Here is a 20,517-nt window from a genome sequence, read left to right as displayed (position 1 = left end):
TTACATAAAAACTCAAATGATATCTTTCCACTATAAAATACCAAAACCAATCGGATCTAAAGTAGAAGCAGGTAGTATATGATGCTATCAACTATTTTTGGAAAAAATTACCGGTGGGTCATCGTTTTATCAGCTAGCGATAAAAACCTTTCGGGCATAAATATTGTTTAAATATCAAAAAACGAAACCATGAATGTAAAACGGATATTTGGAACGATACTAACTATTTTAGGTATTATTGGATTAATCTACACGGGCTACGAACTGATTAACCAAAATACCGATTATATATCACTCACTGTTATCGGTGTTATTGCGTTAATCTTTTTCTTCTCCGGAATAGGTCTTGTAAAAAATACAAAGGACGCGGCGTAAACTCGATTCTGAAATATAAAATAAAGATAATCAAGGTGAGAAAAAAAGTGCGCTTGAAGGGAGTCGAACCCCTAACCTCCTGATCCGTAGTCAGGTGCTCTATCCAATTAAGCTACAAGCGCGGACTTTTTATGTCGATAACAACAATTGTTTGTTGTTTTTGGTGATGCAAATATCGCCACTTTTTCCTTTTTTCCAAATTATTTTGAGAAAAAAGATACGCTAAATGTAGCAATGGTATGTATATTGCTGATTAAAAAATAATTACATTCGTATTAAATTTATCAACATGACCGAACGCTTAATAAAAAGCAATAAAATCCGCATTGGAGATATCAGCATCTCCTATTATATTAAAAAATCAACGACTACATCATCCAAAACCATTATATTTTTACATGGGTTCCCTTTTAATAAAAATATGTGGCGCGACCAATTGCAGACATTGCCTGAAGATATTACGGGAATCGCATTAGATATTCGTGGACATGGTCTCTCAACGAGCGGACATAGCTTTTTTTCTATCGATGTTTTTGCAAAAGATATAAGGGTATTTATGGAGAAACTGGATGTCGAACAAGCGACGTTATGTGGCATTTCCATGGGTGGATATATTGCGCTGCGTGCCTACCAACTATTTCCCGAAAAGATATCGGGTCTCATTTTAGCCGATACGCATAGCAAAGCGGATACCAATGCCGGAAAACAAAAACGATTTGATAGTATACAAGCCGTTCTTAACCACGGGCGCCGACCATTCTCTATTGGTTTCGTAGAAAATATATTTTCAGCACATAGTATACAAGAAAAACCGGAAGCAGTCGAGTATATTAAAAGTGCCATTCGCCGAAACAGCGTGCGGAGCATCTGTTCTACATTGTTGGCACTAGCTGCCAGAACAGACACCAGCGACACTTTAAAAGACATCAGCGTTTCTACGCTCCTGATACGCGGTAGTGACGACCGGATTACTTCCGCTCAGGATATGAAGGATTTAGAAGAGGCTATTCCAAATGCCCGATTTAAAGAAATTGCCGGATGTGGACATTTACCCAATCTGGAAGCACCAGAAGAATTTAATCGGGTGATCAACGAATTTATGGACGGGGTTTAATTACGCTGCGTGCTAATTCATAGCCCATATCGATCAATTCAGCAGAACGGTGAAATTCCCATATATCGGCAGCATTATGCGGCACAGAGACAGTATAATCGGGCTCATGCAGCGCTAACATCAAGGTACTTAATTGACGTCGCATCGCATAATACGATGCCAACAATAACGTTCGCGCCGTAAAATTTTGGGTGACCGTTGTTTTATCTTTAATAGGCATCCCATCCAAGTTTACGGCAATGGTTAAGTTTCTTTTTTTAGCTACATGATTAAGTGGCAGCGGATTTAAAACCCCTCCATCCACTAAAAAACTATTCTCGGCCGCTACCGCAGTAAAAACACCTGGAATAGCGATAGAAGCCCGTATCGCTGCATAAATACTTCCTTTACGGAACACCACTTCCTGTTCATTTTCCAGATCAGTGGCGACAGCCGTATAGGTTAATGCCAAATCCTCTATGTTGACGTCGTCAAACACCTCATGCAACGTATTCAAAACGCGCTCACCTTTCAACAGACCATAGCGTGGATTGGTAAAATCCATTAATTTGAAAACCTGTCCCCGGGTCAGCGTTTTCATCCACTCTCCCAGTTCATGCAGGCGGTTACTAGCGTATGCACCACCTACGAGCGCGCCGATGGAACAGCCAACAATTTCGTCAATTTCGTAACCCTGCTCTTCCAACCATTGGATAACACCAATATGGGCGATACCTCGAGCACCACCTCCCCCCAGCACCAAGGAAACTTTCTTTCGTCTTTTTAGCATCATTATTTACAGATCAGCACTAAGATTATTTAACCGGTACCTCCTTCAATATCGCTAATAAAAACGTCCAAAACTTCTGAACGGACGATATGGATACACGCTCTTGTGGAGAATGCGCTCCTAAAATGGTCGGCCCGAACGAGATCATATCCATATCGGGGTAGTGACTACCTAATATGCCACACTCCAATCCCGCATGGCAAGCGACAACATGGGGTTCTTCGCCGAATAAACTCGTGTAGGTTGATCGGAGCACGTCCAAGATTTTCGAATCGGGGTTTGGTGTCCAGCCCGGATAATCACCGGAGAAGGTAACCTCCGCATCCATTAGTTCGAAGCAACATTTTAAGGTGTTTGCTAAATCAACTTTTGATGATTCCACCGAAGAACGCGTGAGACATTTGACAGAAATCTTTCCCTTCCCTACCTTGACACGCGCTATATTATTGGACGTTTCCACCAGATTATCGAAATCAGCACTCATGCGATAAACACCATTTGGTGCCGCATAGAGCGTTTGAATCAATTTTGTCTGCACCGCTATCGGCAACACGTCATCAGATGGTTTTTCACAACGTTCCAACGTAATTTCAAGCATTTCATCAACACCTGCAAATTCTTGTTTTATTGCTGCGCTTTCTTGTTCTATTACCGATAAAAGCAGCTCCGTTGTTGTTTCTTCGGCAGCGAAGATGGCCATACTTTCTCTTGGGATAGCATTGCGTAATCCTCCTCCATCAATACTAGACAACCGGATATCTAACGGTAATAAACTATACAATAAACGGTTAATTATTTTATTAGCATTACCCAATCCTTTGTGAATTTCCATCCCTGAATGTCCGCCATGCAACCCTTTAACGGTTAGCCTATAGTAAACCAAATCCGCCGCACTTGTTTCCGGTATATAGGTACGACGAGCCGTCACATCCACCCCACCTGCACAGCCAATGTCAATTTCATTATTGTCTTCCGTATCAAGATTCAACAACACCTCACCTTTTAGGAGATTACCCTGCAATCCCTTTGCACCCGTCATTCCCGTTTCTTCGTCTATCGTAAACAACGCTTCGATAGCGGGATGAGCGATAGATTCGGATGCCAAGACAGCCATAATGGCCGCCACACCGATTCCGTTATCTGCCCCGAGTGTAGTGCCATGTGCCTTGACCCATCCATCTTCTACAAACATGGAAATTCCTTGCGCGTCAAAATCAAAATCTGTATCGTTATTTTTCTGATGAACCATGTCTAAATGTGATTGTAATACAACCGTCTTGCGGGTTTCCATACCAGCGGTAGCCGCTTTACGGATAATCACATTGCCCACCTTATCTTGTATCGTATCCAATCCTAAACGGACGCCGAAATCCAACATAAACTGAATAACATGCTCTTCCTTCTTCGATGCCCGGGGAATGGCATTTAACGCTTCAAAATATTGCCAAACCGGTTGGGGCTCTATTTGTTCTAATATCATGTTTACTGTTTTCTTTCAAAATTAACGAATTTTATGGAATACCCCTCTTTCAGGCATCAATTCTTAAAAAGCAGAAAAAATACGTACATTTAACACATACCGTATCATCATGAAGAGATATATTTGGCTGCTAATCTGTCTATTTCCCTTATTGTCACTTGCGCAAGGGCCTGTGAAAGACACCGCTACCGCTGACACCTGGCGCGAAGTACATCGTTTAATCGATATAAAAAATTATGCACAGACTTTACCCCTATTGCGTCAAATCAAAGCGACTGCAAAGCATAATAAAAACAGTGGAGAGTGGATCCGTGCCGTATTAGCAGAAAATTTGTCCCTACGGATTAATAATACCGACGACAGTACTTTTGTGTTGGTTAAAAATCACCTGGAAAAGCATATTAAAGCAGCAAATCAAGTAGAACAAGCTATTTTACAGAGCTTTTACGCACAATACCTGCATAATAATTTGCATCGATACCTCTCTGAAAGCAGTGACCCATTCCTATCTCAAAATCATACGGGTAAGAACAAAATAATCGACTCACTTTTTACGTTATCGTTGGCTCCAAAAGAATTACTCATACAGGAGTCAATCGATGATTGGAAAGGGATGTTTGCCGAACAAAAAAACTTGACGCTGACGCCGACCCTATTTCATTTCCTAGCGCATTACTATCTTAATTTTCTGCAAAACACAAACAATGAGCAAGACGAAAAAGTTGCATCGCTAACACAGGAATTGAAACGGTTGAACAAAGCCGGAAAATATAACGATGCTACCGCTTACCTTATGAGCTACAGGCTCTCCATTCAGCAATGGAATATCAAGACGGAACTCCCTAAGTTTTTAGCTATTATCGACAAACAGGAAAGCAACTACAACGCCTATTTACTGTATCAAATCGCTTCGGCACAACAATTTCAAAATCCAACAGAAGCCCTAAAACACCTCAATCGAGCATTAACACATTATCCGCAATCCCCTTGGATAAAGGAGGTTAAAAACCTGTCTAATAACATAAAAAAAACCGATATTATACTGAACCACGATAAGTTTGCGCCTGCCCAATTGTACACGCCGATAAAGATAAATGCCCGCAATGCGGATACACTTTATATTCGTGTATACAATACGACCAATCGGCCCGAGCGTTACAAAAACTATGAAGTAAAATACGATTCACTAACGTTTAATGTAAATCTCGATGCAACATTAGTTTATGAGGATACGGTTATTTTAAAAAAAATCGACGATTATAAAGCGCACAAAACAATTTATAAGCTCAATCCGCTACATTACGGAAATTATACGATCTTATTAGCCAATAACTCGAAATTTCAAGATGACGGCCTTTATCTCGAAGTCGTCGAAAGCACCATTATCATCACGGATCAATTTATATCGGCAACTATAGCGGAAGAAAATGACAAACAAGAATGGTATAAAACCCTCCTAATCAATAGAAAGACGGGAATCCCGTATGAAAAGAAAAAAGTACAGTTCTACGAGACGAGCACCCATACTGACCCGGAGTTGATTCAGACATTCAGAACGAATGATAAGGGAGAGTTTACCTACAAAACAAATTATGCAAAAGACCGCTATGATCTTTATGACTATGTACTGTTTCTACCCGATGAAAATCAATTTATAGACTTGGGCGAACTGAACAATATCACATCACATGTTTATCGGAAAAACCGTAACGTACGGGAAAACAATACCGTTATCCAAACGATGACCGACCGTGCTATCTATCGTCCGGGGCAGACTATTTATTTCAAGAGCATACTTTACAATGACCACAGCCTGTTGGGAAGCACACTGGAAAAGCAAGAAATTCAACTGTTCCTGCACGACGCCAATAATCAAAAGATTGATTCGCTTACATTGGTCACCAATGGTTTTGGCTCCGTCAACGGTTTATTTCAATTACCTAGTAAAACATTGACCGGCTCTTTTCGAATAGTCGCTTTCCACGACAACAAACAAATAAATACACAACGCATACGTGTAGAGGAATACAAGAGACCAACATTCAAAGCTAGTTTTGAGACCAACAAAGAAACATACATGCGCCAAGATACTGCTTTCTTTACTGGACTTGCTGAAACGCTATCGGGTGTACCTTTGGTAGATGCTACGGTACATTACCAGGTCAATTTCTATCACACCACACAACGTAAAACGGTCACCTTCGCAGACACAACTATCACCGTGGACGACAAAGGTCAGTTTCGTATTGCCGTCCCTTTGATGGATAGTATTTTTACCGGATTGACCGATTTTACCCTACAATATTCTGCTGAGGTCGTCAACCAAACGGGAGAAATGCAAGCGGCATCCGGAAATTATCGTTTCGCAACGAAGCCTTGGAACATCCAAATTCGGACAGAAAATAGGATCGAAGAAAAAAAATGGAAAGAGATACATATCCATACGGTCAACCAAAATGGGCAACCACTCAAGTTCAGTGGAAAGGTCGATATCTATAAATATGATATGGAACCAAAAATTGCCTTAACCGATGAAAATATAGGATTTTTCCAGGATGTAGAATACCATACATTATCCCCCGAGGCGTATCAAAAGTATTTTCCAAATTATTTCGATCCGTCGTTGCTATATAGGGGTAAGGACGCCCCCAAAACACGGGTGGCGAGTTACGATTTTGACACTAGGGATACCAGTTTGGTCAGGCTTGACTCGAATCTCTTTACCAGTGGACATTATTGGATAGAAGCCCATACCATTCAAGAGGGCAACAACATTCGCTCTTCAACAAATGTAAGCTTATACAAAACGAATACAAGAAAAGTTACTGCAACGGAGTTTTTAGTTTACGAATTGGACAAAGCGCAATACAATATAGGCGATAAGGTCACGATTACATTCGAAACCGATGTGCTCCACGCTGAGAAACTGTTTCTATTCGAAGCCCACGGCGTTAAAAAGGCAGAAACAAGACTATTGGATTGGAAAAAAGGAAAAGCGCAACACAGCTTTATCTTGAAAAAGGAACATATTTCACCCAATTTGTTTTTTAATGCCTTGCTCGTCGTTGACAACAAAGCGGCAATTGCATCGGTATCCATACCTATTCAACGTGGTGATAAGTCCCTCTCGATCAAAACGTCCACATTTCGGGACAAAATCACACCTGGGCAATCGGAAAAATGGCGTTTCACCGTCACACAAAATGACCAAGCTGCCCAAGCCGAAGTACTTGCTACGATGTACGACGCAGCATTGGATATGTTCGCCAGCAATACGTTCCCGGCCGCATTACCATTGAATTATCCTTATTACGGCCAGCTTAACTTCCAGTATCTGTTACGCGAATTCCAACAGAAACAGCAATCCCTCGATATGTTCAACAAACAGCAATGGTACGCTGCACAAGGAAACGATATTTCGGTCGTGTATTCTTATGGCATACTATCTGCATACCCTTACTTCTTAAGTACAGAAGGCGTTCTGAATGAAGTCGTTGTAACCGGCTATGGACAACCAAGAAGAATAGATATAACAGGTGCCGTTGCTGGGCTACAATCCAGAAGTGTTGCCGGAGAAGCTGACAACATCATGATTCGTGGGCAAGCAACAAGTGAAGGACAGCGAGACCCGCTCTTTGTTGTAGATGGTGAAATCATGGATGGGTTTGATTCCAGCACTTTGGATCCTAGTATTATTGCAAGTTTAGAAGTTCTAAAAGACGCTTCTGCAACAGCTTTGTACGGCTCTCGTGGTGCTAATGGCGTGATTCTCATTACCACGAAGGATGGACAAAAGAAACAAGCTCAGCTGGACGCGGTGCAAGCACGTTCCAATCTGGACGAAACCGCATTTTTCTATCCGGAACTATACACCGATTCGGAAGGAAACGTTTCTTTCGAATTTGATAGTCCCGAAGCGTTGAGCCGGTGGAAACTGCTGCTCTTTGCCCATGGAAAAAATTTAGAAGCAGGTTCCGCTACGTTCTTCACCCAGACTCAAAAACAGCTGATGGTTCGCCCTAATCTACCTCGCTATTTTCGCGAAGGCGACCAAATTACGCTAAAAGCCCAAATCCAAAACATCAGCAAGAATAAACTTTCGGGAAATGCTAGAATAGAGATTATCAATCCCCAAAACAACCAGCATATAACACCTGCCTTTCTTGGAGAGAACAGTACGAAAGCCTTCAACGTAGCGGCTGAAAACAACAGTATTGTGGAGTGGCAGTTAAAAGTACCAGCTGGTTATCCCACCGTACAGATTAAGATCATTGCGGCTACAGCTGAGTTTTCGGATGGCGAGCAACATGAACTACCCATCCTACCAAACAAGGTATTGATTTCGGATACCGAAAAGATCATTTTGAAGCCGGACGAGCAACAGGAATATCAAATCCACAGTGCCGGAAAGGAAAATTTACAAGCTAAGGTACAAGTACAAACCAATCCTATCCTGGAAATATTATCGGCATTGGATTATTTAAAAAATTACCCTTACGAATGTACTGAGCAGACGACCAGTAAATGGTTTGCCCTGCAGATGGCACGCTATATCCAAAAAAATTATCCAGCCATATCTAATTATTTTGCGCGGCTCGATCAAGAAAACATAAAAGGAAGATTAGCAGAAAACAGTTCTTTGAGCGAATTGATGATGGAAGAAATGCCTTGGCTTCGCGATATTCAAGGTGAAGAAACAAAACGAAAAGCCATTGCGCAACTCTTTGGTAGTGATATCCAAACAGACATTAACGATTTAGAGAAAAAAATCAGCCAAAGTCAGCTCAACGATGGAGCATTCCCTTGGTTTGAGGGGGGCAAATCCAATACCGCCATCTCTATTCGTATCCTTGAAATAACAGGTAAAGTACTTCAGCTCGATCATACCCTTATGAGCAATACGATGCGTCAAAGTATGCAAAAACTGGTAACATCATTGGATAAGGACAGCACGCTATTCGATAGCAAGCGTCATACCATGCAAGTACTGGATTATCTATACGCAAGACACTATTGGAACGGGTATTATAAATTGGATGAGGCTGTCCTGAAAAAGCTGAGCAACGATTTACTGGCATCGCCGGAAGTAACAGCCCAAAATACAGCGGGAATAGCGGCAAAGGCTTGGGTTATCAACCAAATTTTAGGCGAAGCCAAGCAATCGGAAGAAATCAAAAATCGCATCACACAAGAAGTGATTCTCGACAAAGAGAAAGGTATGTATTGGGAAAGTAACCAAAAACGTTTTAACGCGATCAGCTTACACAGCTACATGGTAGAGGCATACAAACTACATGACCCAAGTAAGCTCTATGAAATTACGCAGTGGATTTATTACAACAAACAAGCGAACCATTGGCGTAGTACCTGGGTTACGGTAGATGCTATATATGCCTTGTTACTCGCGAATGACCCCCAGGATTTTAGTTTGAATAATAGTGTCAAAATTTGGGTAGACCAAAAAGAAGTATCCATTCAAAACGTCGTTTTAGGACAATCCACCAAAGATTTTAAGGCAGACGAGTTGTCAAGCAATCGAACGGTTTCCATTCAAAATAATAATAACCGCCGTATATATGGATCTGTTGTCCACCAATATTTTGCTCCGGCGGAAGAAGTCCGCAGTTCAACAAATGCTATCGCTGTCCAGAAGCAATATTATGTCGAACGGCAAGGTAAATGGGTTGAAGCTGACGTGTTCAAATTAGGGGAAAAAATCAAGGTAAAAATAACAGTTATTAATGACCGTCCTTTGGAATATGTACACCTCAAAGATGCACGACCATCGGGCGTTGAACCGGTCTACCGGCCTTCGGGCTATCAGTGGTGGCAGGGTTATTATTTCAGTCTAAAAGATGCTTCGACAAACTACTTCTTTGATTACTTACCCAAAGGGAAACAAGAATTCGAATATGAGGTCAAGACGAACAATATCGGTGTTTTCCAATCGGGAATTACAACGGTAGAATGTATGTATGATCCGGCTGTGCGTGCCCGGTCAAATAGTGTGAAGATAACGGTGACGGAGTAGTTTGTGTTTGATGCGACATGGAATATTAAAAGAGGAATTGCACAATTAATTAAAATGGAAAAAACAGAAAAAGAAAAAATGATCGCGGGCGAGTTATACCAAGCCATGGGAAAAGAGCTAATGAATGAGCGCCAGCATGCCAAGGAACAGCTCTTTCAGTATAACAATCTCGAACCGTCCAAAATAAAAGCACGAAATCAACTATTAAAAAAGCTATTTGGCAAGACCACCAGCCGTTTTTTTATCGAGCCTCCGTTTCGTTGTGATTACGGTTACAATATATATCTGGGTGACAATTTCTATGCGAATTACAATCTGATCATTCTCGATTGTGCGCCTGTCTATATTGGCGACAATGTGATGATAGGCCCAAACGTATCACTTTTCACTGCTGGGCATCCAGTACATCCAGAACCTCGTACAGCCGGTTGGGAATTTGCCAAACCTATCGCTATTGGCGATAACGTCTGGATTGGTGGGCATACCGTCATAAATCCCGGTGTGACCATTGGGAAAAATACCGTGATCGGCTCGGGATCGGTGGTTACCAAAAATATCCCCGAAAATGTGGTTGCGGCAGGAAATCCCTGCCGGGTGATTCGGGAAATTACTGACGCGGATCGGACAACCGCTTTATTTCCTGGAGTAAAATAGGAAGACCAGGGTACACCATGCCGTGATTATATCCTTGGAACTCCAAGAGTGTGGTGTGCTTGTGTCCAACAATGGATAACATCCGTTTTAAGTAGGCATTTTCTTCATAACGCCCCAGCATTTCCAATTCACGGTCCCCCGTCAGCAATACGATAGGAGGAGCATCTTTCCGTACCCAAAACAATGGTGCTAGCTCGTCAATCGTCGGCTGCTCCTCCTTGATACCCTGTTCATTACGCGCTGTAAAATGCGTAATGGTTTGTGCACTGAATGGGATAATGCCGGCAAATTGGTCCGCATCCACGCCTTCTGCCGCTAAATACGTCTTGTTCAACGCTAGCATCAGCGCGAGGTAACCGCCTGCCGAATGACCAGAAATAAACATTTTATCGATATCTCCGTGGTATTTACGGGCATTTTTCATTACAAAGGATGTTGCCTTTGCTGCATCCCGAATGATATCTTCTACCTTCGCCTTTGGGGAAAATCTATAGCCTACACCGACGATCACAAGACCCTTTTCTTTTAAAAACGCAGGTATTTCTTTTCCACCGCCCGTCAATCCGCCGCCATGAAACCAGAGTACAACCGGTACATTATCACCCGAAGTAGGATAATGTATATCCAATTTACATTGTTCCTTCGCATAATCTGATGCCGTTTCATCGACATAGCTTATATTTTCAACCGTTTCATAACGAATCTCCTGTGTATAGCCGATAGAGCCAATCCCCAGCGATATAAAAAGTAAAATCAAAAGTCTCATAGTATATTTGTATTGAATGATGAAGTTAAGAAAACTTGGCTAAAATAAGATAATTTACGGCGTAATAGATAGATATTAATCTTTATAGGTATCGATACCAATGACGCCTGTAACCTTTTCACTTAAACTGGTGATATCAGATTTTAATCCGACCATAATCGTTAAGAACTGTATAGAAGTCCCCTCCATTTTTCGGAAATTATACATATAGCCTATTTCTCCGCCAATGAAAAAACCAGGAAATTTATAATCAGCACCCATCCCAATCTTTGCGGCGGCCGTTAACGAATTTCTATTAGACATCCGTAGTTTCTCCTGCACAACATTCCCTCTCGGTTCTACCACCAATCCCGCTACCGGCCCAATATACGCAAAGGTATTTAACCGTCTATATTGATGCCTTCTCCCCGCCGCCAGACTAAGCATATAGAAATTCGTACGACCATTCTCGATCATATAATTATGTTTCGGATCCTTGTGTTGCTGATCATAACGAAATGTCAGCATGTAGAGCGTAGGACTAAGAAAATAACGACTGTCTTTTAATGCAATATCGAGTCCGGCGCTCCCTGAAAACAGCTTTGTTCCCAGTACGTTCTTTGACTTCCCCAATGGAAAAGAGAGCCCCGTTCCACCCATATAGTAAATCTTACGATAGTGCAAACTATCTGCTTCTGTTTGTGCAGAGACTATAAAACAGCCTGTACAGAGCAAAACAAAGGTCAATAAAATTCTCATGAAGCGGATATATTTGTCTTTAGAACAATCAACAACTCCGAAATGTTTTGCGAGGGGATTATAAGTAACTTTTACTTTGCGGCCCTTGATTAAACAACAGATCCACCACACTGAGATCCGGCAAAAAGCCATGCTTGTCTTTAAACACCTGATAGTATGGTTCAGGGTGCGTTAAAAGACTAGGTTTCTTTGGATGAATAGCCTCCCGGTAGTCCAAAGGCTCTATACGGGATCTATACTCCTCCGTGAATCCCAGTGAACGGTTTATTTTCATGCACTTCAAAAGCAGTTGTAGTTGTTCGATATTGAAATCGAATAGAAAATCATGCTTTTGTTCGTAAAACCGCACAAAATCGTCCTCATAATATTCAAAATAAGCCGAACTACGATAGGCCGTCTGGATACTCAACCAGTGCAAACGTTGCCAATTAAACTCGTAATTAATCCGAATATCTTTCATCGGAACATGTTCTTTTCTCCCGTGTATAATCGGAACAATAAGGTCCAAAACACCATTTGCCGTTGCTATCTTCGTCCGCGTTCTATACGTCTGCTTAGGGAAATGTTCAAATCGCTCCACTAGGAGTGGCTGTTCACTTTGCTGGATAATATGAAAATAACTGACAGGAGGTAAATAAAAAGCCGGTAAAAGCAACTGTGATTCCATGTATTTTAACTAATTTAGACAAATTTAAACTTATTTCAGGAATTTCCGCTAAAAATAAGTTCCTATTGGCAGCGGAGATTTATATAAATTTGTAACTTATTCTGGAGAATTGACCGTATTCATGAAGAAAAAAAGCATAGATGTATCCCTATATATACTCTCGTTATTACCGTTCTGGGTATTGTATGGTATATCCAATGGGTTGTACTATCTTCTTTTCTATATTATTCGATATCGCAAAGATGTAGTCTTGGACAATTTAAAAAATGCTTTTCCCGAAAAATCGGACGGTGAGCGGTATCAGATAGCCAAGAAATTCTATCGCTTTTTTCCTGATTTAGTGATCGAAGCGGTTAAAATGCGAACGATGTCTGCGGAGCAGGTGTTACGACGCATAGAGCTCCTTAATCCGGAAGAGGTATATCGACATTTTGCGCAAAATAAAGGTGTTATCGGTGTAACGGCACATTACGGAAATTGGGAATTGGGCATATATCGCTTATCGCTCATGACAGATCATCCCCGGCTGGTAATTTATAAACCGCTTAATGACGAAGCTTTCAACGAGGTTTACAATGGACTGCGCAGCCGTTTCGGAGCGACTATGGTTCCCATGAAACAAATTTTACGTCATATCGTACGATTAAAAAATACCCCACATATCAGTATGTTTGTCGCCGACCAAACACCAACGTATCAAGATTCTGACTATTTCATGGAATTCTTGCATCAGGAAACATTGGTGTATACCGGTACCGAACGTATTGCTCGACTAACTAAAAATCCGATTGTTTATTGCCATATTGGACGCAAGGAAAAGCGCGGGCATTATTTTTGTAAATTCACCACTTTGGTAGAACACCCAGACGATTATCAGACGCATGAAATCACACAGCTGCATAATCGTTTTACGGAACAAATCATTAAAGAACAGCCAGAATATTGGTTGTGGACACACAGACGTTGGAAAAGAAAACGCAGAATATGACACATTATCCCAAAGTCGCCGTTGTTATCTTGAACTGGAACGGGAAGTTTTTCTTAGAGAAATTTCTTCCCTATGTATATAATAGCACCTATCCCAATATCGAGTTTATTATTGGTGACAATGGTTCTACAGACGATTCCGTAGCCTTTGTCCGCGAGACGTATCCCTCTATCAAAATCATTAAAAACGATCAGAACTACGGTTTCGCTGGTGGATATAATGAGATATTACGGTATGTGGAAGCAGATTACTATGTCCTTTTAAATTCCGATGTCGAAGTCACGCCGAATTGGATCGAACCGGTGATTCATTATTTAGAAACTGAACCGGATATGGTCGCCGCGCAACCCAAAATTCTCGCCTATCATGACAAGAGTACCTTCGAACATGCTGGCGCCGCTGGTGGATTTATCGACACACTGGGCTATCCTTTCTGCCGGGGCAGAATACTCCACGAGGTGGAACAAAATCAGCAGCAATACGATGATAACCGGGAAATTTTCTGGGCGACAGGTGCCGCTTTATTTATCCGCGCCGATGTATGGCGAGAATCTGGTGGTTTCGATGACGATTTTTTTGCCCATATGGAAGAAATCGACTTGTGCTGGCGACTTAAGCGGATGGGCTATCGAATAGGATATGTAGCTGATTCTACCGTATACCATGTCGGTGGAGGAACATTAAAAACAAGCAATCCTAAAAAGACCTACCTCAACTTCCGTAATAACCTGTTGATGGTACAAAAGAATGCGGGATTTTTCGCCTGCTGGTGGGTTATATTTGTACGTTTATGGTTGGATTTGCTGGCCTTAATTAAGTTTCTGATGGATGGCAAGCCACGCGATGCCTGGGCTATCAGTAGAGCACATCAATACCTTTTTATCAACCTCTTTAAGACTGCTAAAAAGAGGAAACGCTACGCCACAAAAGAAAATCGAACCGGATTATATAAAAAGTCTATTATTTGGGATTTTTATGTAAATAAGATACGGAAGTTTTCGCAATTGAATAACAGAGATTTTTTTGAATGATACCTCTGCTGTACTGTCCCTTTTTAAACTTAGAATGTCGCCTCCGGATGTTTGAGACATGTAGAAATTTATCCTTAGCATTATCCATTATATCAAATATCCGCAGCGACGATTTTTTTTGTTTACTTTTTTTGAGGGAAAAAAAGTAATAACTAAGTTTGTCCACTATGTTTGCAGATATTCAGGAAAAAATAACGCGGCTAACGCAAGAGCTAAACGACTATAATTATCAATATTATGTGTTGGCTAATTCCCTTATATCCGATTACGATTTTGACATCAAGCTGAAAGAATTAGAGGAGCTAGAGAAACAATATCCGCAATTTAAGGATCCCAACTCTCCCACCCAAAAAGTAGGCGGAGATATTACGCATAAATTCAATACCATAAAACATCGGTGGCCGATGTTATCGTTAGGAAATACCTATAATGAACAGGAATTGCGTGATTTTGACGAACGTGTACGCAAGATTGTAGGAGATCAGGTACAGTACGTCTGTGAACTAAAGTTTGATGGCCTTTCGATTTCCATCACGTATGAGCAAGGTAAGCTCGTCCGCGCTGTAACCCGCGGTGATGGCACACAGGGCGATGAGGTTACCAATAACGTCAAAACAATCCGGAGTATTCCCCATTCCTTGAAGAAGAATAGCTACCCCGACCTATTTGAAATACGTGGCGAGATATTTATGCATCACGCGGCTTTCGAAAGATTAAATAAGAAACGGGAGGAAAACGGTGAACAAACCTATGCGAATCCACGCAATTTCGCGTCGGGCACCATAAAATTACAAGATCCGAAAGAAGTTGCTAAGCGTCCCCTGGATTGTTTTCTCTATTTTTTATATGCCGACCAGCGAAACCGAATTTTCGACAGTCATTGGGATAGTATACAAGCGGTTAAAAGTTGGGGATTTCCCATATGTGAGCATACGAAATTGTGTCAGAATATAGATGAAATATTGGTTTTTATCAATTTCTGGGAGGAGATGCGCCATCAGTTGACCTACGATATCGACGGTATCGTTATCAAGGTGAACGATTACGCCCAGCAGGAAGAACTCGGTTTTACTGCAAAATCACCACGTTGGGCCATTTCCTATAAGTACAAAGCGGAACGGGTAGAGACATTATTGAAGAATATTACCTATCAAGTCGGTCGTACCGGCGCAGTTACCCCTGTAGCTAACTTGGAACCAGTCCTACTGGCGGGAACGACCGTGAAACGGGCTTCCCTCCATAATGCTAATGAAATAGCGCGGTTAGATTTGCATGAGGGCGATACAGTATACGTTGAAAAAGGGGGTGAAATTATTCCGAAAGTAATTGGCGTAAACAATGAAAAGCGTGCTGTAGGCACCTCCCCTATTTTATATCCAACAGCATGTCCGGAGTGTGGGACTACACTCGTAAGACAAGAAGGAGAAGCGGTGCATTATTGCCCTAATGAAACCGGATGTAAACCACAAATTGTCGGTAAGTTACAACACTTTATCGGCCGAAAAATGATGGACATACAAGGTATGGGCAATGAAACCATAGAGACTTTTTATTCGCTCGGCCTGTTGCACAATATCAGTGATATTTATTTCCTAAAGGAGCATCGGGAAGAACTGAAAACCCTCGAACGATTTGGAGAAAAGTCTATTGAAAATATGTTGGCAGGTATAGAGAATTCGAAGAATAAACCATTTGAAAAGGTACTCTTCGCTCTAGGTATCCGTCATGTTGGGGAAACTATTGCAAAAAAATTAACTTTGCATTTCAAAAGTTTGGATAACTTAGCGAAAGCTAATATAGAGGACATCGCCAATGTGCAAGATATTGGGATAAGGATTGCGGAGAGCGTTTATTATTATCTTCACGACGAGCAGCATATACAAGAAATTAATAAGCTAAAGGCAACAGGGCTGCAGTTTGAGATAGAAGAACAGGAGGTTGTATTGGCGGGCGATAATTTAGCGGGTAAGACATTTCTTATTTCCGGTGTATTTGCTGATTTTTCCAGAGAAGAATTGGCAGCGCTTATCGAATCGCACGGTGGAAAAATGTTATCCTCCATATCAGCAAAGCTGAATTACTTGGTGGCGGGTGATAAAATGGGGCCATCAAAATTGGCCAAGGCAGAAAAATTGAAAATACCCATTATCTCCGATAAGGAAATAATGGAAATGATTGAACAGAATACATAAATAATATATATCGTAATACCATGAATGAGCTTCGAGGAGCGGGTGTCGCATTGATTACACCTTTTAATACAGATGGAACAGTTGATTATGAATCGTTAGGCAATCTAATCGATTATCAAATCAAGGAGGGTATGGACTATTTGGTTGTTTTAGGCACCACAGGTGAAACAGCTACACTACTTGCAGAGGAGCGAAAACAGGTTTGGGAATTTACGGCTAAACGAGTTGAGGGACGCCTGCCGTTAATCGCCGGTATTGGTGGCAATAATACACAGGAAATTGTAAAACAAGTCGATCAATTCAATATAGATGGCTATTGTGCTATCCTTTCCGTTTCTCCTTACTATAACAAACCTACACAAGAAGGTATATATCAACATTATAAAGCTATTTCCGCCGTATCGAAATTACCGATCATATTGTACAATGTACCAGGCAGGACAGGCAGCAATATTGCGCCGGCTACCGCTATTCGTTTGGCTACAACATGCGATAATATAATCGCGATCAAAGAAGCTTCCGGCAATTTTGCACAATTCAGCGAAATTATGCGTGACAAGCCCGCAGACTTTTTATTGATTTCGGGGGATGACCCTGTTACGTTGCCCATGATGGCGTTAGGGGCTGTAGGTGTAATTTCTGTGGTAGGCAATGCCTATCCTAAAAAAATGGCTACCTTGGTGCATGCCTGTTCCAGCGGTGATTATGCAGCTGCACGCGACATACATAACGCTTTGCTGAAGATCACGGATTTATGTTTTGTAGAAAGTAATCCCTGCGGCGTGAAATACATCCTAAAAAAACAAGGCATTATTGCAACAGATGCGGTTCGACTGCCGTTAGTACCTGTGGGGCCACAAACCCAGCAAGCGGTTGAAAAGGAAATGGATTACGTATAAACAAAAAACGAGGGTAAAAAAGTAGACGAGTCTCTACAATATATATACATCGTGAAAATCCCTGATTCTAGGGATTTTTTGCTATCAACTAATTTCTATCTTTGGATAAAGAAAGATAACGGTTAGAACGATGAGAAAATATATGGGTGTATTGCTCGTGATAGGTTGTTTAACACTGAGCAGCTGTTTTGATCTGGTTGAACAGATTGATATGGACCACAAGGGTGCAGGTACGATCAAAGCGACATTAAATCTGAGCAAGAGCCGTACAAAGGTTGCTTCACTCATGAAGATGAAGCAGTTTAACGGCATCGATATTCCTTCAGAAACAACTATTAAGCAGGAAATGGCACAAGTTGTCCGAACACTTAAATCGACATCAGGAATCAGTGATGTACAATATAATCTTGATTTCCAGAATTATATCGCCACACTATCTTGCCGTTTTGAAAACGTACAGGCCTTAAATGATTTCAGTAAGACATTGTCCGGTCAGTTCAAAACACAGATTACGAGCTATAATAGCTATCAATATGACCGTGCTTCACAAACATTTTCACGTTCCTACACGTACACCCCAAATCTGGCAAAGGAGTTTTCTAAAGTTCCAAACGACGATAGAAACCTTTTTGCCGATGCCTACTACACCAATATTATTCGCTTTGACAAAAATATACAATCCCAAAGCCACAAAAATGCGAAAATATCTGCCAATAAACAGGCGGTCTTTTTAAAAGTAAAAGCAACCGATCTGATTAATGGATCTACCAGTCTAACAAACACAATCACACTCGTAAAATAGAAAATGAAACTCCAAAAAAGTTATATTGCTACATTAGTAGGTCTATCCATAGCTGCTACCAGTTACGGACAGCAAGACCTTATCCAACAAGTGCCCGAAAATGCATCGTTTGTTGTGGTTATCAATAACCAAGCTATTGTCAAACATAGCTCTTTCGAAAAGATAAATGAAGTATTGGAAAAGCTTGGCGCATTTGATGATATCGGCAATCAAGATGTACCGATCGAACGTATCCATGACCTTGACTTATCATACGACAGAAGTGCGTATATCTACAAATCTGATACGGATAGTTCTTACTATACAGGTATTCTTCTCCCCCTAAAGGCGGGACATCAGATAGGAACAAATCTCTTTAGCAAGCTTTCTCCGTTGCCAGCCTCACAGGGTTATGAGCGTCGTGTCAGTACCGATGGAAAAACACAAGTTGCCTGGAATGATCACGGTGTTCTTATATTGACTGGCGATGCGCGCCGTTATTATTTTGATACTGATTCCGTCGCGCAGCGATACGGTATAGAACTACCGACTTACGATGAAGCTGTTACATTACCGGATTACCAATATGACGATTACCAATATGACGTGGTACCGGATACGGCCGACATAGACGATATGGCTGACGACGCTGCGGATGCCGCCTATACGATCATAGATACAACTTATCTTGCAGATGCTATTTCCGATAATTTACATGTGGATTTCCCGCCGCCTGCGCTAGAAACGGAGGAATCCCTCGTATACAGCGATTATCCCGTTTATGATACGTATCCAGATTCTACGTATCTAAAGGAAATGGCTCGGAATGCGAAAAATGACTCTCTCCGTAATGCCGCATTTGCATCATGGCTTGCAGAAGATTTTGATCATTACCTCCACCCTGCCCAAAACGCGACGTCACATAAATTTTTAAATACGTTTGATAAGAAAAATACCCTAGTCCATTTTTGGTCTAGGAATCTGATGAGTCTTTACAGCCAGTCCATACCTTATTACATGCCGACTATGCAGTATGCGTTTGTCAATCAAATGGAGAAACTCGCCTACGGATACCAAGACATTGTGCTCGATTTAGTACAAGATAAACATACCCTAAAATTACAAGGGTCGTTCGGTTTAGACAAGGAAATGGAGCGCATGATCAAACCCATATACAAAAACAAGATGAACCGTAAGTTTGCGCGTTACATACCCGAAAAGCATATTGGGTATATGTCGTTGAACTTCAATTCCGAAGCTTACCTCAAGAACTTCCCGCTCATGATGGAGCAGCTATATGGATCAACGATGTACTTTGCCTTTGGAGAGGTAGCGGGCATAGTAGCAACAGCTTTAGAAATCGCCCTGGATGAGAAAGCTATTGCGAATGTTATGGGCGGCGACCACCTCCTGTTCATCAATGAAATGAAAAAAGTAGAAAAAGAATATATCGACTATCAGTACGACGAAAACACCTTTGATTATAAGGAAATAAAGAAAACAAAAGATGATTATATTCCTACTTTCTTGTGGATGTTTACCTCAGAAGACCAGCGTATCTATAAAAAGATCTTGAAACTAGGCGAATCCAAAGAGAAAGTAACACAAACCGAAGGTATCTATCGTATCGCAGACAAGCCGAATGATGAAATCATATACGCACTGTTTAAGGATAACATGGTATTTGTAAGCAATGATGAGGAGCAACTCTCCGCTATCCGAACAAATCGTTTTCCGGCTTCACGGGACAAACATATCAAAAAGCAGATTTTCTCCAATACGATGACAGCCGTTACGCATCTTTCCGAAATACCGGAAACGATTAATAGATTAGGAATACCCGTTATAAAGCGTTGGGATCACTTGGTGAACAATCTGTCGGCATACGGTGATGTCACGATCACTGCGCAAGGGAGCAAAAAAGGCAGAATAACCGGAGAGATGGCCGTCGATTTCCCTCAACAAGAAACGAACGCGTTACAATATCTTTTACAAGAACTACTAAAAACGATCGATAAATAATATACCGGAT

At 41.3% G+C, this 20,517-nt stretch carries 15 protein-coding genes and 1 tRNA gene; 10 read left to right on the top strand and 6 right to left on the bottom strand.

Annotation, left to right across the window (positions count from 1 at the left end; all coding sequences use genetic code 11):
• The first annotated feature begins 189 nt into the window (after nt 1–189).
• Nucleotides 190–375, top strand: a complete 186-nt coding sequence (locus tag H8B06_RS16355; RefSeq protein ID WP_190995292.1) for a hypothetical protein — start codon at nt 190–192, stop codon at nt 373–375.
• A gap of 48 nt (nt 376–423) precedes the next feature.
• Here the strand turns inward: H8B06_RS16355 and H8B06_RS16350 are convergent.
• A tRNA-Arg gene (locus H8B06_RS16350) sits at nt 424–497 on the bottom strand.
• Between the two features lie 167 nt (nt 498–664).
• Here H8B06_RS16350 and H8B06_RS16345 point away from each other — a divergent pair.
• Entirely contained in the window at nt 665–1,489 is an 825-nt protein-coding gene (locus tag H8B06_RS16345; RefSeq protein WP_190995291.1) for an alpha/beta fold hydrolase, read from the top strand.
• Here H8B06_RS16345 and H8B06_RS16340 read toward each other — a convergent pair.
• The gene (locus tag H8B06_RS16340; RefSeq protein WP_223857722.1) at nt 1,473–2,261 is read right to left on the bottom strand and encodes a patatin-like phospholipase family protein; all 789 of its coding nucleotides are present in this window, start codon (nt 2,259–2,261) and stop codon (nt 1,473–1,475) included. The genes H8B06_RS16345 and H8B06_RS16340 overlap by 17 nt on opposite strands.
• Nucleotides 2,262–2,283: 22 nt before the next feature.
• The gene (locus H8B06_RS16335; protein WP_190995290.1) at nt 2,284–3,738 is read right to left on the bottom strand and encodes an aminoacyl-histidine dipeptidase; all 1,455 of its coding nucleotides are present in this window, start codon (nt 3,736–3,738) and stop codon (nt 2,284–2,286) included.
• Nucleotides 3,739–3,847: 109 nt separating this feature from the next.
• On the opposite strand from H8B06_RS16335, the gene H8B06_RS16330 reads away from it, so the two are divergent.
• Nucleotides 3,848–9,769 (top strand): alpha-2-macroglobulin family protein, encoded by a 5,922-nt coding sequence (locus H8B06_RS16330; protein WP_190995289.1) that lies wholly within the window; start codon nt 3,848–3,850, stop codon nt 9,767–9,769.
• Nucleotides 9,770–9,823: 54 nt separating this feature from the next.
• Nucleotides 9,824–10,423, top strand: a complete 600-nt coding sequence (locus tag H8B06_RS16325) for a sugar O-acetyltransferase (protein ID WP_190995288.1) — start codon at nt 9,824–9,826, stop codon at nt 10,421–10,423.
• Here the strand turns inward: H8B06_RS16325 and H8B06_RS16320 are convergent.
• The 3 genes from H8B06_RS16320 to H8B06_RS16310 form a co-directional block, all read right to left on the bottom strand.
• Nucleotides 10,377–11,189: an alpha/beta hydrolase gene (locus H8B06_RS16320; RefSeq protein WP_190995287.1), complete on the bottom strand. Its 813-nt coding sequence runs from the start codon at nt 11,187–11,189 to the stop codon at nt 10,377–10,379. The two genes, H8B06_RS16325 and H8B06_RS16320, sit on opposite strands and share 47 nt — an antisense overlap.
• Nucleotides 11,190–11,264: 75 nt before the next feature.
• Nucleotides 11,265–11,927: a hypothetical protein gene (locus tag H8B06_RS16315; protein WP_190995286.1), complete on the bottom strand. Its 663-nt coding sequence runs from the start codon at nt 11,925–11,927 to the stop codon at nt 11,265–11,267.
• 58 nt (nt 11,928–11,985) lie between these two features.
• The gene (locus tag H8B06_RS16310; protein WP_190995285.1) at nt 11,986–12,594 is read right to left on the bottom strand and encodes a WbqC family protein; all 609 of its coding nucleotides are present in this window, start codon (nt 12,592–12,594) and stop codon (nt 11,986–11,988) included.
• A 121-nt stretch (nt 12,595–12,715) separates the two neighbouring features.
• On the opposite strand from H8B06_RS16310, the gene H8B06_RS16305 reads away from it, so the two are divergent.
• The 6 genes from H8B06_RS16305 to H8B06_RS16280 all read left to right on the top strand — a co-directional run bounded on the left by H8B06_RS16305 (nt 12,716) and on the right by H8B06_RS16280 (nt 20,507).
• A complete protein-coding gene (locus tag H8B06_RS16305) occupies nt 12,716–13,582 on the top strand; it encodes a lysophospholipid acyltransferase family protein (protein WP_190995284.1) in 867 nt (288 codons plus the stop codon).
• Nucleotides 13,543–14,613, top strand: coding sequence for a glycosyltransferase family 2 protein (locus tag H8B06_RS16300; protein WP_317170944.1), 1,071 nt, complete (start codon nt 13,543–13,545; stop codon nt 14,611–14,613). Before H8B06_RS16305 ends, H8B06_RS16300 begins: the two co-directional genes overlap by 40 nt.
• Nucleotides 14,614–14,780: 167 nt before the next feature.
• The gene (ligA, locus tag H8B06_RS16295; protein ID WP_190995282.1) at nt 14,781–16,805 is read left to right on the top strand and encodes an NAD-dependent DNA ligase LigA; all 2,025 of its coding nucleotides are present in this window, start codon (nt 14,781–14,783) and stop codon (nt 16,803–16,805) included.
• Nucleotides 16,806–16,825: 20 nt separating this feature from the next.
• Nucleotides 16,826–17,704 (top strand): 4-hydroxy-tetrahydrodipicolinate synthase, encoded by an 879-nt coding sequence (gene dapA / locus H8B06_RS16290; protein WP_190995281.1) that lies wholly within the window; start codon nt 16,826–16,828, stop codon nt 17,702–17,704.
• Between the two features lie 130 nt (nt 17,705–17,834).
• Nucleotides 17,835–18,506, top strand: coding sequence for a hypothetical protein (locus H8B06_RS16285; protein WP_190995280.1), 672 nt, complete (start codon nt 17,835–17,837; stop codon nt 18,504–18,506).
• A 3-nt stretch (nt 18,507–18,509) separates the two neighbouring features.
• Nucleotides 18,510–20,507, top strand: a complete 1,998-nt coding sequence (locus tag H8B06_RS16280; RefSeq protein ID WP_190995279.1) for a hypothetical protein — start codon at nt 18,510–18,512, stop codon at nt 20,505–20,507.
• Nucleotides 20,508–20,517 lie beyond the last annotated feature (10 nt).

Source organism: Sphingobacterium micropteri, assembly GCF_014692515.1.
Taxonomy (GTDB): domain Bacteria; phylum Bacteroidota; class Bacteroidia; order Sphingobacteriales; family Sphingobacteriaceae; genus Sphingobacterium; species Sphingobacterium micropteri.
Note: the sequence above shows the minus strand (reverse complement) of the source record. Positions and strands in the feature narration are given on the sequence as shown.

Coding starts and splice junctions, on each gene's coding strand:
- H8B06_RS16280 (WP_190995279.1), top strand. CDS start 18,510: ATGAAACTCCAAAAAAGTTATATTGCTACATTAGTAGGTCTATCCATA.
- H8B06_RS16355 (WP_190995292.1), top strand. CDS start 190: ATGAATGTAAAACGGATATTTGGAACGATACTAACTATTTTAGGTATT.
- dapA (WP_190995281.1), top strand. CDS start 16,826: ATGAATGAGCTTCGAGGAGCGGGTGTCGCATTGATTACACCTTTTAAT.
- H8B06_RS16310 (WP_190995285.1), bottom strand. CDS start 12,594: ATGGAATCACAGTTGCTTTTACCGGCTTTTTATTTACCTCCTGTCAGT.
- H8B06_RS16340 (WP_223857722.1), bottom strand. CDS start 2,261: ATGATGCTAAAAAGACGAAAGAAAGTTTCCTTGGTGCTGGGGGGAGGT.
- H8B06_RS16345 (WP_190995291.1), top strand. CDS start 665: ATGACCGAACGCTTAATAAAAAGCAATAAAATCCGCATTGGAGATATC.
- H8B06_RS16305 (WP_190995284.1), top strand. CDS start 12,716: ATGAAGAAAAAAAGCATAGATGTATCCCTATATATACTCTCGTTATTA.
- H8B06_RS16315 (WP_190995286.1), bottom strand. CDS start 11,927: ATGAGAATTTTATTGACCTTTGTTTTGCTCTGTACAGGCTGTTTTATA.
- H8B06_RS16330 (WP_190995289.1), top strand. CDS start 3,848: ATGAAGAGATATATTTGGCTGCTAATCTGTCTATTTCCCTTATTGTCA.
- H8B06_RS16285 (WP_190995280.1), top strand. CDS start 17,835: ATGAGAAAATATATGGGTGTATTGCTCGTGATAGGTTGTTTAACACTG.
- H8B06_RS16320 (WP_190995287.1), bottom strand. CDS start 11,189: ATGAGACTTTTGATTTTACTTTTTATATCGCTGGGGATTGGCTCTATC.
- ligA (WP_190995282.1), top strand. CDS start 14,781: ATGTTTGCAGATATTCAGGAAAAAATAACGCGGCTAACGCAAGAGCTA.
- H8B06_RS16335 (WP_190995290.1), bottom strand. CDS start 3,738: ATGATATTAGAACAAATAGAGCCCCAACCGGTTTGGCAATATTTTGAA.
- H8B06_RS16325 (WP_190995288.1), top strand. CDS start 9,824: ATGGAAAAAACAGAAAAAGAAAAAATGATCGCGGGCGAGTTATACCAA.